The sequence below is a fragment of the Streptococcus suis genome (assembly GCF_024509555.1).
Classification (GTDB): Bacteria; Bacillota; Bacilli; order Lactobacillales; family Streptococcaceae; genus Streptococcus; species Streptococcus suis_AD.
Map to the genome: position 1 here is coordinate 52,513 of NZ_JAMWEL010000014.1, position 12,656 is coordinate 65,168.

Annotated in this window: 14 protein-coding genes; all 14 read right to left on the minus strand. The window is 43.1% G+C overall.

Annotated features, from left to right (window positions below):
- Window positions 1–7: 7 nt before the first annotated feature.
- Window positions 8–934 carry a hypothetical protein gene (locus tag NF418_RS07180; RefSeq protein ID WP_256779019.1) on the minus strand — a complete coding sequence of 309 codons (927 nt, stop codon included), beginning with the start codon at window positions 932–934 and terminating at the stop codon, window positions 8–10.
- A gap of 141 nt (window positions 935–1,075) precedes the next feature.
- On the minus strand, window positions 1,076–1,624 hold the full coding sequence (locus NF418_RS07185) for an ECF-type riboflavin transporter substrate-binding protein (RefSeq protein WP_256779020.1): 549 nt from the start codon (window positions 1,622–1,624) through the stop codon (window positions 1,076–1,078).
- Between the two features lie 20 nt (window positions 1,625–1,644).
- Window positions 1,645–2,493: an SAM hydrolase/SAM-dependent halogenase family protein gene (locus NF418_RS07190; protein ID WP_256779021.1), complete on the minus strand. Its 849-nt coding sequence runs from the start codon at window positions 2,491–2,493 to the stop codon at window positions 1,645–1,647.
- 203 nt (window positions 2,494–2,696) lie between these two features.
- On the minus strand, window positions 2,697–3,368 hold the full coding sequence (locus NF418_RS07195) for an amino acid ABC transporter permease (RefSeq protein WP_256779022.1): 672 nt from the start codon (window positions 3,366–3,368) through the stop codon (window positions 2,697–2,699).
- A gap of 90 nt (window positions 3,369–3,458) precedes the next feature.
- Window positions 3,459–4,334 carry a transporter substrate-binding domain-containing protein gene (locus tag NF418_RS07200; RefSeq protein WP_256779023.1) on the minus strand — a complete coding sequence of 292 codons (876 nt, stop codon included), beginning with the start codon at window positions 4,332–4,334 and terminating at the stop codon, window positions 3,459–3,461.
- 122 nt (window positions 4,335–4,456) lie between these two features.
- A complete protein-coding gene (locus NF418_RS07205) occupies window positions 4,457–5,902 on the minus strand; it encodes an amidase (RefSeq protein WP_256779024.1) in 1,446 nt (481 codons plus the stop codon).
- Window positions 5,903–5,994: 92 nt separating this feature from the next.
- Complete coding sequence (gene dnaJ / locus NF418_RS07210; RefSeq protein ID WP_256779025.1) at window positions 5,995–7,131, minus strand: molecular chaperone DnaJ; 1,137 nt, start codon at window positions 7,129–7,131, stop codon at window positions 5,995–5,997.
- A 192-nt stretch (window positions 7,132–7,323) separates the two neighbouring features.
- Window positions 7,324–7,602, minus strand: coding sequence for a hypothetical protein (locus NF418_RS07215; protein ID WP_256779026.1), 279 nt, complete (start codon window positions 7,600–7,602; stop codon window positions 7,324–7,326).
- A 20-nt stretch (window positions 7,603–7,622) separates the two neighbouring features.
- A complete protein-coding gene (gene dnaK / locus NF418_RS07220) occupies window positions 7,623–9,446 on the minus strand; it encodes a molecular chaperone DnaK (RefSeq protein WP_002943084.1) in 1,824 nt (607 codons plus the stop codon).
- A gap of 226 nt (window positions 9,447–9,672) precedes the next feature.
- The gene (gene grpE / locus NF418_RS07225; protein WP_002943082.1) at window positions 9,673–10,185 is read right to left on the minus strand and encodes a nucleotide exchange factor GrpE; all 513 of its coding nucleotides are present in this window, start codon (window positions 10,183–10,185) and stop codon (window positions 9,673–9,675) included.
- Between the two features lie 12 nt (window positions 10,186–10,197).
- Window positions 10,198–11,232, minus strand: coding sequence for a heat-inducible transcriptional repressor HrcA (gene hrcA / locus NF418_RS07230; RefSeq protein WP_256779030.1), 1,035 nt, complete (start codon window positions 11,230–11,232; stop codon window positions 10,198–10,200).
- A gap of 220 nt (window positions 11,233–11,452) precedes the next feature.
- Window positions 11,453–11,608, minus strand: coding sequence for a hypothetical protein (locus tag NF418_RS07235; RefSeq protein WP_153309101.1), 156 nt, complete (start codon window positions 11,606–11,608; stop codon window positions 11,453–11,455).
- A complete protein-coding gene (locus NF418_RS07240) occupies window positions 11,605–12,120 on the minus strand; it encodes a DUF2812 domain-containing protein (RefSeq protein ID WP_052502460.1) in 516 nt (171 codons plus the stop codon). The genes NF418_RS07235 and NF418_RS07240 overlap by 4 nt, the downstream gene beginning before the upstream one ends.
- Window positions 12,110–12,433 carry a PadR family transcriptional regulator gene (locus NF418_RS07245; protein WP_256779027.1) on the minus strand — a complete coding sequence of 108 codons (324 nt, stop codon included), beginning with the start codon at window positions 12,431–12,433 and terminating at the stop codon, window positions 12,110–12,112. The genes NF418_RS07240 and NF418_RS07245 overlap by 11 nt, the downstream gene beginning before the upstream one ends.
- Between the last annotated feature and the right edge of the window lie 223 nt (window positions 12,434–12,656).

Genomic DNA, 12,656 nt, shown 5'->3' on the forward strand with positions numbered 1-12,656 from the left:
ATCACTTCTATTTATCCAGTTCAGATTTTAATTGCTCTAGTTTTTTGAGCGTATCACTTCCGATTAATTGTCCCATTTTTCTCTTATTTCTCTTAGCAATATTCCTTTTCCACTTATCTTCTATGGGGTTAATAGGTTTCACAACCTTCTTCTGTTCGCAGACTGCTACTTTTTCAGACCAATCAACTCCGTTTAGAACTCCTTCCCAGTAGTTGACAATAGCAGAGCAGAGATAAACTTGTAGTTTGCTCAGCCATTTTCCAATAAAGGTTGAAGGTGGCCTGTTAATAGGTAAGCGATAGGTCCGTTGCAATTCAATCAGTTGCGTCTGATACCTTTCCCACTGAAGCATAGCTCTGCTAGGTTTCTTAGGGTAACATTTTCGTTGTTCCACTAAATCAATATAAGGATGTACAAATCTGCTGATTCGTATCTTCCTTGAGTTCTTAGAAATACGAGTAGCTGTCAGCAAGCCTGATGCCAATAATCGCTCAACTTCTCGAGCTTGATTGTCTGGAAAACGATAATGTACCAAACAGTCATCTTCTTCCTCTTCAACGAATAGCCGGACTTCTAATTTCCCCTTATGCCAACTTGCAAAAATTTCCTGTTTGTCCACCCAAGCCTTCTGAAAGAAGCGTAAAAGATAGTAACCTTTCTTGGATAGGGCATACCAACTGCCATCTTGGTAGAGAAAATTTCGAATAGCTCCTTTCATATAAAACTCACCATGAAAATCATAAAAAGTTGGTTGCTTGTAAGTAGATTTTGACGGATGATTGCTAATGCGGAATACCTTATAGTAACAAGTATTCCACGTAATACAAACATATAAAGAGTCTGTTGTTTCTGATTGATAGATATGCAGAACTTCTTCACCAGGATTAAGGAGGGAATGAATGATTGGTGTCAGATTTTCTTCAGTCCAAGCCATATTATCCCTCCTTTTTATTTTTTATATTATTATATCATCAAAGCAATAGATTATACAAAGAAATCAACCTTGAATGTTCAAGATTGATTCTATGATCTATGTAAAATGATATATCATGTTTAAAACATTATCCGATAAGTCTTACTCTTTTGATAAACTGCCTGTTTTCGTTTGCGAACGAGCATAAACTCCTAGTAGAATAGTACCAGCAATAGCTACGGTAATACTATTGACAATCCCAGCTACCAAGCCCTGAGTGAATACCTTATTTGCTGCTTCACTATAGATTACAATGTCCAATACTGGAGCGATAATTCCCCAGGCAATGACATTGGCAACTACTTGGAAGATATTGAAAACCAAAATATCTTTTCCTTCAAAAATCCCTTCCTCAACACGAAGACGGTTTTTTGCAAAACCTAGCACCAATCCGAACACTGCTGAAGCTAGTACCCAAGACCACCAAGGTGAACCACCTCTTAGCGCATCAATAAAGGCATGACCAATTAGTCCTACAAAGAAACCAACAATTGGACCAAAAACAATTGACAAGAGCGATTGAACTGCATATTGCAATTGAATATAGGTGTTAGGAACAAAGGTAGGAATGCTAATAAGCAAGCCAATGACAACAAAGAGGGCAGCACCGATACCGGTAGCAACGACAGTTTTGATAGAATTATTTTTCATAAAATTCTCCTTCATTTTCTTTAATTACTAATGCGTTTGATTTCAATATGCCAGTTTTGACCGACACCGACATTATAAGCCTTGGCAAAGGATCCTTGGTTAATGGCCAAGCCTACTCGATAGAGCGAATTGATATAGAGCAGGGGTTGACCGATGCGGACATCCGCAAAAGACTTGCCATAGGTTACTTGGTTTTGATAGACCAACATATCATTGTTATAAATGGTCACTTCAAATCGATCCTCGAACTGAGGGTTTAAGGTATAAAATTCTTCACGTGTGATAGATGTCCAAAGCGAACCAAAGCGAACATCCAAGATGTCGATAGCTCCTTTGACAAAGTCTGAACCAACTTCTGTCGGAACGGTTGGAATTTCAACAATATCTGCTACCTGCAACTCTGGTCCAACTTCTTCAAAGCTGATATGGCCTGAGGCTAATTTTGCACCTGTGTAAGCATAAACATCACGACCATGGAAAGTATAGGAATGTTCTGTGTTAGCACGACGGTTGGCTACTTCTGAAATTTCACGAACAGCCTTAATACCCACATGTTTCTTGATGAAAGAAAGCGTTCCATTGTCTGGTGTGACAATATAGTGATTCTGCTCGGTCAAGGCCACGACACTTTTTCGCTTAGAACCAACCCCTGGGTCAACAACTGAGACAAATATTGTCCCTTCTGGCCAATATTCAACTGTCTGAAAAAGACGGTAAGAGCCTTCAAAAATGTTGTAGGGTGTAATATCATGGGTGAGGTTATGAACAACTAGGTCACGCGACTCCTGAAGAGCCACACCAATCATAGCTGACACAGCACCATCTACCAGACCAAAGTCAGATTGCAATACTAATAAATTATTTGACATAGTTTCTCCTAAAAATAATACTGTTCTATCATATCAGAAAAGATAGAGGCTTTCAAATAGCTTTTTTCTAGCAATAGATATAGTTATTACTTATATCAAAAACGCTCAGCTTTCATTTCAATAGCCAACTATTTTCAATTGACTCAAAAAGAGAGAACAACTGTCCTCTCTTAATCTCTAGTTATTCACCTCAACAATGCGTTTTAATAGGTAGCCAAGCGTTTTTCCAAATGTACCTGTCCGACAGCATACAAGGTACAGATAACCCAATAAATAAGGGCCACACAGATGTAGACGGTCATATAGTCCGACTTGGCTCCGCCGACTATCTTGGCCTTATTGAAAATCTCTGGCACCGTAATCATAGCTGTCAGAGAGGTACTTTTTACCATGTCTAAGAGAACATTGCTAAGGGGTGGAAGGGCAATGCGAAAAGCTTGAGGAATGATGATTTTTCGGTAAATCACATTGGTCCGCAAACCCAGGGAACGCGCCGCTTCCCATTGCCCCTTATCAATGGCCGAAAGAGATGCACGAATAATTTCAGAAATGTAGGCACTGGACATGGAGGTAAAGGCGATAATAGATGCGGAGATGGCATCTAGTTGTAGCCCCATAAAGGGCAAGCCAAAATAGATGAAGAAAAGAAGAACCATGAGGGGAATGCCACGCATGAGAGAAATATGGGCCATAGCCAACCAACGCAAGGGTGCAAACTTAGACATCCGCATAAGGGCTACAAAAAATCCGCAGAAAGTCCCCAAGGCAAAACCAATTAGGGATAGGGATAAAGTGTAGGGAAGCCCCTCCAAAATCTGTGGAATAGCCTCTCTTGCAATATCTGCATTAAAAACTGCCTGCCAGTTAATATCCATATCTTCTCCTCTTTCCTAAAAACCAGATAGACCTTGCCAGTCTGTGACTGACAAAGTCTATACAAGATGCATTTAATTTGTTACGAGGTCTTATTCAACTTCGATAACTGGCAACTCATCTGCATTTTCAACAGGAACTGTCAAATCTTGTCCTGCATAGTATTTCTCAGAAATTGCCTTCAAAGTTCCGTCAGCTTTCATTGCTTCAAGAGCTTCGTCAATTTTTTCTTTCAAACTTGTGTCAGCCTTGCTCATGACAATACCTTGTTCAGTTGGATTGTATTTTGCATCACCCATTTTTACCTTGATGTCTGGGAAGTTGGCATTGACCCATTTGATGGCCATGACTTGTGTGTAGTAGTCGTTTGGAATGAAGTCTGTACGACCTGTTGATACATCACGCAAATAGACATCGTTGGTTACGTTGTCATAGATCACTGGCTCTGCACCTTGCTTTTCAGCAATTTTCATGTACTGAGTACCTGCGCCACCACCAGCTTTTTTACCAGTCCAGTCGCTCAAGTCAGCTGCTTCGATTCCTGATGAACCATCTTCACGGACGATGTAGCCACCAACTGAATACTTGTAAGGGATAGAGAAGTTATACTTTTCCTTACGTGCTTCTGTCATGTCAAAGTTGTTAACAGAAATATCAACCTTGCCACTATCCACAGCTGTAAAGGCTTCTGCCACACCGATTTCTTGGTATTCGATTTCCAATTTCAAACGTTTACCAATTTCATTGATCATGTCAATTTCATAACCGACCAATTCTTTAGCATCGTTGTAGTAAGAAGTTGGGAAAAGGGTACCTGGTGTTGCAACCTTCAAGACACCTGCTTCTTGTACTTTTTCCCATTGAGTTTGTTCAGCAGAAGAACTGCTAGTATTAGAACTTGAGCTAGAACATGCTGCCAAGGTCAATGTAGAAACCAAGAGAGCTGTGGCCAAAACTTTTTTCAACATAAAACAATCTCCTTTGGAAGCCATAGCTTCCTTTTTACTTTTTCGGTGTTAACCCACCAACTTTTATAGGGTAACACTTTTGCAAGGATTTGGCAAGTATTTTATCTGAAAAATGAATTCCCTTACAAGTTGAGTAAACCTACTGCCTCCATTTGGTCTGCCAACTGCAAGAGTAAATCCTCTCGTCCCTTTGCTGCTGTGAATTGAACTCCGATTGGCAGGCCTTGTGGAGTCTTATAAGTTGGCAAACTGATAGCCGGTTGACCGGTGATGTTTGCCTGCTGGGTAAAGGGAGTTAGGGCTAGGCTATCCTCGAACATTTGCCAGATCAAGTCCTGCTGCTCTTCCATTGCCAACTCCTGCATGTGCAACAAGCGGTCCAGCATCTCTTGCGAGTGAGTGAACTGGTCTAGCTTGGGAGCCACATCCGCCACGGTCGGCGTCAGAAGAAGGTCATAGTGCTGGTGGAAGTCCGCCATGGTGGCACTGTAGCGGTCCCAATCCTGCAAAACCTTGGAATAGAGCTTGGCTGGAACTGTCTGCCCGCTCTGGTAAATGGCCCAGGTCATGACCTCCATGTCATCAGGGGTCATAGGCCGACCCAGCCCCGCCTCAATCTCATCAAACATCTGGGCTGTTTCAACGCTGTTCATCAGGTAATAGGCCTGCATGACCTCAACACCGTCCAAGACAGGTCTTTGAAGTTCAGTAATCTGGTGCCCCAGTGCTTCTAACTGAGGCAGAAGGGACAAGACAGCCTGTTTGGCATGAGCGGAAACCGGACTGCCAATCGGCGATTCCAGACTGTAGGCAATTTTCAGAGGTTTATCTTGCGGTGCAAGGAGACTCTGCTCAGGCAGAAGAGCCAGAGGAAAGGGGGCTTCCACCTGATAGGTCTGCAAGTGATAGAGGAGGTGCTTGGTATCGCGGATCGACTTGGTCAAGGCAAAGTTGCTGGAAGCTCCCTGCCAACCTCGATAAGAATTTGGTCCAACAGGAATGCGACCCCGACTGGGCTTGAGCCCAATCAAACCATTGAAGGAGGCGGGAATACGGATTGAGCCTCCACCATCTGAAGCTGCCGCCAATGGTATCATGCCAGAAGCCACAGCAGCAGCAGCTCCGCCACTGGATCCACCTGCGTTGCGGCTCAGATCTAGTGGCAACTTGACCGGACCATGTAGGCTAGAATCCGATATGTTCTTAAATCCAAACTCTGGCGTATTGGTCCGGCCCAAGACGATGAAACCCAGATCCTTGAAAGCCTGAACCAACTTGTCTGTATGCCCCGCTCGGTAGTTCTGGAATAGACGAGAGCCCGCTGTTGACAAGTGCCCTTCTTCATTTTGCCCCAAATCTTTCAACAAAAGAGGGACGCCGCCAAAGGGCTTATCTTGAAAGTCCCCTGTTTCTGCTTCTTGCAGGGCTTGCTCGTATTGCTTGCTGACAACTGCATTGATAGCAGGATTTTCCTCTTCTACTCGTTCAGTAGCTTCCGCTACCAATTCTCTAGCAGAAACCTGACCTGCTCGTACTGCCAGGGCCATTTCCGTCGCATCTTTCCACATAGGCTTCTCCTTGTATTTTTTATTAGCTTATCATGAAAGTAAAAAATCAGCAAGCCAAGCTTACTGATTTTGAGTATACCGATAAAAGCAATTTACAGCTCATCAAAAGCATCTTTTACCTTGTCAAAGAATCCTTTTTTATGGGGTTTGACATCAATATTTCCTGCTGCTGCAAATTCTTTTAGGGCTGAACGTTGGCGGTCATTCAAGCCTGTAGGGGTAACAATGTTGACCGTCACATACTGGTCGCCAATTGCACCTCCGTTTATACTCGGTGCCCCCTTACCTTTTAACCGGAAAGTCTTACCAGTCTGTGTTCCTTCAGGGATAACCATATCTACATCACCATGAACCGTTGGTACATGAACAGTATCACCAAGAGCAGCTTGGACAAAGTTAAGATCTAATTTGTAATAAATCGTCGTCCCCTCACGTTCAAACTTTTCTGAAGCCTGAACTTGGATAATAACATAAAGATCTCCATAAGGACCACCATTAAAACCAGCTTCTCCTTGACCTGCCAAACGGATACGTTGTCCGGTTTCAATACCAGCTGGCACCTTAACCGTTACCGTATGAGCTTGTTTTTCATGACCGGTTCCACGACAAGTTGTACATGGATCCTTAATTTGTTTACCACGACCATGACAGACATCACAGGTCATTTGACGGCGCATGGTACCAAGTGGTGTTTGCGTGTCCACATTGATAATCCCTGAACCGTGACAGCGTCCACAGGTTACTGGACTAGTACCAGGTTTGGTACCTGAACCCGTACAGGTCCGACAGGTCGCTTCACGGTGATATGAAACTTCTTTTTCTGCACCGAAAATAGCTTCTTCAAACTTGAGATTGACACGGTATTGGAGGTCATCCCCTTGACGCGGAGCGTTAGGATTGCGGGTCGCACCGCCACCACCAAAGAAGCTTGAGAAGATGTCCTCAAAGCCACCGAAACCAGCTCCGTCGAAACCACCAAAGCCACCAGCTCCACCGCCGAAGCCTCCATTGGCACCAGCTGGACCAAATTGGTCATAGGCAGAACGCTTCTGCGGATCGCTCAAGGTCTCATATGCCTCTTGGACTTCCTTGTATTTATCCTCCGCACCCGGATCCTTATTAATATCTGGATGGTATTTCTTTGAAAGCTTGCGATAAGCCTTCTTAATCTCGTCTGGCGAAGCATTCTTAGAAACCCCCAGACGATCGTAAAATTCTGTGTTGTTCATATAAGATACTAAGGGTGTAAAGCGGACACAGCCAAAATAGGAGTTTTGACGCAGGACCTCACCGTCCTAGGAAAAACTATCTTTTTGGCACAGTCCGTAGCCCGTGTTCGATTACGAACACTTTCCTTTCTGTAAAAGTTAGAAGGGTATTTACCCAAAAACAGAGGCTGGGTTACAACCTCTGTGAAAACATTATAAGTGGCTCAAATCATCATTAATTGGATTTTCTTTTCCCTCTCCATTTTTCCAATAAATCGGAATTGATTTTAAACTGAAACCTAACTGTTCTTGAAGCAACTGATATTCTTTAGTACTCCAAGTTCCAATCGGTCTTGTAGGTCCAGATTTATAGGTAATTAGGAGATAGGCTTTATCTTTTTCATCTGTTTCAAGACTAACCTCGTAAAAAGAAGTAAGATTACCACTCTGAGCATTTCCATTAGCTGGAGCTAAGTGAAAATCATATGCCATTCCAATATCCTCCTTATTTCCTACTTCTCAGTAAACTCGCCGTCTACGACATCATCGCCTGCGTTGTTAGCTGTTTGAGCGCCTTCTTGACCTGCGGCTGCTTGTTGTGCTGCTGCTGCTTGTTCATAGAGTTTCACTGCAAGGGCTTGGGCTTTTTCATTGAGGTTTTCAAGTTTAGCCTTCATGTCGTCCAAGTTGTTAGCTTCTTGGGCTGCTTTCAACTCATCAAGAGCTGCTTGGGCTTGGTCACGTTCTGCGTCGAAGCCTTTGCCTTCAGTTTCTTTCAGGGTTTTCTCAGTCGCAAAGATTGCTTGGTCAACATCGTTACGAAGATCCACTTCTTCCTTACGTTTCTTATCTGCTTCTGCGTTTGCTTCTGCATCTTTCATCATGCGGTCGATTTCTTCATCTGTCAAACCTGAGTTAGACTGGATAACGATGGTTTGTTCTTTTTGTGTACCAAGGTCTTTAGCTTTTACAGAAACGATACCGTTCTTGTCGATGTCAAATGTTACTTCGATTTGTGGAATACCACGAGGGGCTGCAGGGATATCTGTCAATTGGAAACGACCAAGTGTCTTGTTGTCCGCTGCCATTGGACGCTCACCTTGAAGCACGTGGATGTCAACAGCTGGCTGGTTGTCTGCAGCAGTTGAGAAGACTTGTGACTTAGAAGTTGGGATAGTTGTATTGCGGTCGATAAGTTTTGTAAATACGCCACCCATTGTTTCGATACCAAGTGACAATGGAGTTACGTCAAGGAGGACAACGTCTTTGACATCACCAGTGATCACACCACCTTGGATTGCCGCACCCATAGCAACAACTTCGTCAGGGTTTACAGATTTGTTTGGCTCTTTACCTGTTTCAGCTTTTACTGCTTCTACAACGGCTGGGATACGAGTTGAACCACCGACAAGGATGACTTCGTCAATTTCTGACAAGCTAAGACCTGCATCTGAAAGAGCTTGACGAACAGGTACTTTTGTACGTTCTACAAGGTCATAAGTCAATTCGTCAAATTTCGCACGTGTCAATGTCATTTCCAAGTGAAGCGGACCTGCTGCACCTGCAGTGATGAACGGCAAGCTGATTTGAGTTGACGTTACACCAGAAAGGTCTTTCTTCGCTTTTTCAGCCGCATCTTTCAAACGTTGAAGGGCCATCTTGTCAGCTGACAAGTCGATGCCGTTTTCTTTCTTGAATTCAGCTACCATGTGGTCGATAATCTTTTGGTCAAAGTCGTCACCACCGAGCTTGTTGTCACCTGCTGTTGCAAGTACGTCAAAGACACCGTCACCGAGCTCAAGGATAGATACGTCGAAAGTACCACCACCAAGGTCGAATACCAAGATTTTCTCGTCTTTGTCAGTCTTGTCCAAACCGTAAGCAAGAGCTGCTGCAGTTGGCTCGTTGACAATACGTTCTACTTCAAGACCAGCGATTTTACCTGCATCTTTTGTTGCTTGACGTTGAGCATCGTTGAAGTAAGCAGGAACTGTGATAACGGCTTTGGTTACTTTTTCACCAAGGTATTCTTCAGCGTAGCCTTTCAAGTATTGAAGAATCATAGCTGAGATTTCTTGCGGTGTGTATTCTTTACCGTTTGCTGAAACTTTTTCAGAAGTTCCCATTTTTGATTTGATAGAGATGATAGTATCTGGGTTGGTTACTGCTTGGCGTTTTGCCGCATCACCAACGATGATTTCACCATTTTTGAAAGACACAACAGATGGAGTCGTGCGGTTTCCTTCTGGGTTTGCAATGATTTTTGATTCAGTTCCTTCAAGAACTGCAACTGCTGAGTTTGTTGTACCTAAGTCAATACCGATAATTTTAGACATGTGTGTTACCTCTTATTTTAGTTTTCTTTTATTCATTCATAGTTTACCGTCATTGCAGACGAGGTTTTTTCATAGTTTTCGAGTAACTCTTGTCGCTTTAGCGACCTTAGAGTTACCGACACAAAGTTTGCCCAAGAGCTAGGAGCCTCGCGACGAAGCGATTGGTTGCAAACTACTGTGCATGACATTTCGGTCAAGTTTTCTTTTTTGGGAAATAGCAGAGCGACTACTCAGACACCACCACCATAGCAGGTCTCAACAGACGTTCATGCAACTTGTAACCTTTTTGGAAGACTTGTGCGATGTGTTCTGCTGGGCAATCGTCTGTGGCTGGTACTGTTTGAATTGCCATGTGAAGATTTGGGTCAAAGACGTCTGTTGCGACTTCTTCCACCCCTTCTTCTTTAAGGGCTTGAATCAAGCTTTCTTGAACCATTTCCAAACCTTTTTTGACATCTTCTGTCAAGCCTTCAACTTGAAGGGCACGTTCCAAGTTATCCAAGCTCGGCAAGATTTTCTTAGCCAAATCTTGCGAACGGTAACGCTGAATAGTCTGGCGTTCCTCGTTGGCACGGCGTTGGATATTTTGCATTTCAGCGTGGGCACGAAGGTACTTGTTTTCAAATTCCTCTGCCCGCTCGTTTGCCAAATCCAATTCTGATTTTTCAGGTGTTTCCACAACTTCTTCTGTTGCTTCAACCTCTTCTACGATTTCTTCGTTTTTGATTTCTTCTGACAAAGCATTCTCCTTCTAATTGACTTCGTAATGATTACTACTTAGATAACGGTAGTAATCGGTTAATTTCATAAATAGGACGCGGCTGATGATGTTAATCAAGCTCATCTGCCTACGGTAGTCCATGTCAACAGGACCAAGCAAACTCATCTGGGCCATGCCCCGATAGGGGATTGGAAAGCGATGATGAATGATCGTCACATCTGCCAGTGCAGGGTCACTGTGTTCCGCCACGGAAATGCTGGTCTGCTGGTCTGTAGCCAAGCCCTGCCGCAACTCTGGTGCCAATAGCTGAGGACTATCCAAGAGTTGATAGGTGGCTAGATTGCCGTAAGTCAGAGAGGCGACTTTTCCACTGATGAAGACTGATTCTTGGAAAAGATTGGAAAAGATATAATCCATCAAATCCAAGACATTGTCCGTCGTGGTGAAGTAACGTTGCACTACCTGGGGAATCTCCGTACGCAGCTTGTAATGGATTGCCAAGACCGTCTGCCCAACGAAGCGCTCATCAACTAAGCGTTTGAGCACCTCCAAGTCCCTAGCCAAAAAGTTTTTAGGAATGGCAAACTGGACAGTGACTGGTTTGGACTGGTCCAAAGTCAAGACTGCCAAGGCATCGTGGCTACTGAGTTGCACGATGTCAAAGGAAGTCAACTGCTGACTGGTCGGCTCCACATCTAAGATGACCGAGGTGTAGCCTGTCAAATCCGCTAGGACCTGACTTGCTCGCTCCAAGATGTCTTCCAGCTTGAAGGCTTCAAAGTCGAAGGCCTTGACCACCTGATAAACATCTTCTTCATCAATGTGTTCCAGATTGAGCGAGTGGTTGACAAAGTATTGAAAACCAGCCCGACTAGGCATCCGTCCACTTGATGTGTGGGCCTTTTCTAGCAAACCCAACTGCTCCAGCTTAGCCATATCATTACGAATGGTAGCCGAGCTGGAAGCAATCATCTCCTGCAAGGCCTTAGAACCAACAGGCTCATGATGGCGCGTAAATAATTCAACAATCAGATTCAAAATATCATTTTGACGTTGGGTAATCATCTCCGCTCCTTTCATGAACATGGTTGATTTCTTAGCGTTAGCACTCTTGTATGTCGAGTGCTAAACTATATACTCTCATTATACGCCGAAAAAATGGATTGTCAAGAGAAAAAGACAAAAAATTAGCACTCTTTTACCTAGAGTGCTAAAAATCAGTCTGAGGACCTAGAATGGTGGATTGTCCAAATGATAAAAGTTCTTTTCCACAAATATTTTCGAATTACTTTTCTTCCTTCATATCAATTAAATTCCAAAAGTTTAAAATCATTATCAGCGTTATTGCAATCAAGCTGATAAAACTATTTCGATTTAGAAAAATCACTGCGAAGATTGCAAGTGCATTGATGAGGGTTGCTATACGTTTTTGTTTTGTCATTTTCCAACCTCCTTATACTTCTGACGCAAGTGCATCAAGCCGATAGAACAATAAAGTAAAACTGGTATATCCACCATAGCCATACCAATCATAACAGCTGGCAACTTCAAGACATAAAATAGCAAGATAAAGAAAACAAACAAGGAACTGGCTAGTAGAAACTGTCTGGTAATAATTCTGTCAATCATCTCGAACTTACTTTGACGATCACTATAAAGCTCAACTTCTCCCAAACTCTCATTCTTTCTAAAGTATGAAAAATGATTGCAGTCACCAACATATTCCCAGCCATAATCTGCAAACATCTGGAGGTATTCCTCCTTATCCTGACCATTGGGCTTAAAATCCAGTTGATAGATAACTTCTTCAGGTAGGCATTTCTCAAAGATATAGAAAAAGACAAATTTATTTTTTTGAAATTTCCATCCCTGACGGTGATGCTCTGCCAGATAGACTTCTTCCTTTTCAAAATCAGGCAAGAAGAAAAAATGAATTTCTGTCTTAGTTTCCATAGCCTTCCCCCTTGCTATTTCGATAGAGCCGTTCAATCCGAGCCAATTCTATGTCTAGGATTTCTCGACCTGTTTCTGTTATCCGATAAAACTTCCGCTTGTCTTCTTCTCTGACAAAGGCAATCAAGCCGTCTTTCTCCATTTTCGACAGGGTGCCGTACATGGTTCCAGGGCTAATCACGACTTGCCCTGCCGTGACTTCCTTAGTCTTCTGTGTAATATCATAGCCATGCCGTTCTTCCAGTAAATGAAAGAGAATATAGAAGGCTGTTTCTGTCATGGGAACATAGACGCGTTTTAACTTATCGTTCATAAAACTCCTTTCGCACTACGATACATCGAGATTCGATATATAAATTATATCGAAGCTCGATACACTTGTCAAGAAAAAAATCAGAGAATATCCCTGTGAACAGCTCCCTGTCAAGTGGACAATGAAATAATAAAAGATTAGGCGACGGCCTTGTTCCTCATTTCAAGAGGGGCAAGGCCGTTGTTGCGTTCTTGAAAACGTTGGTGATTGTAAAAATGGATGT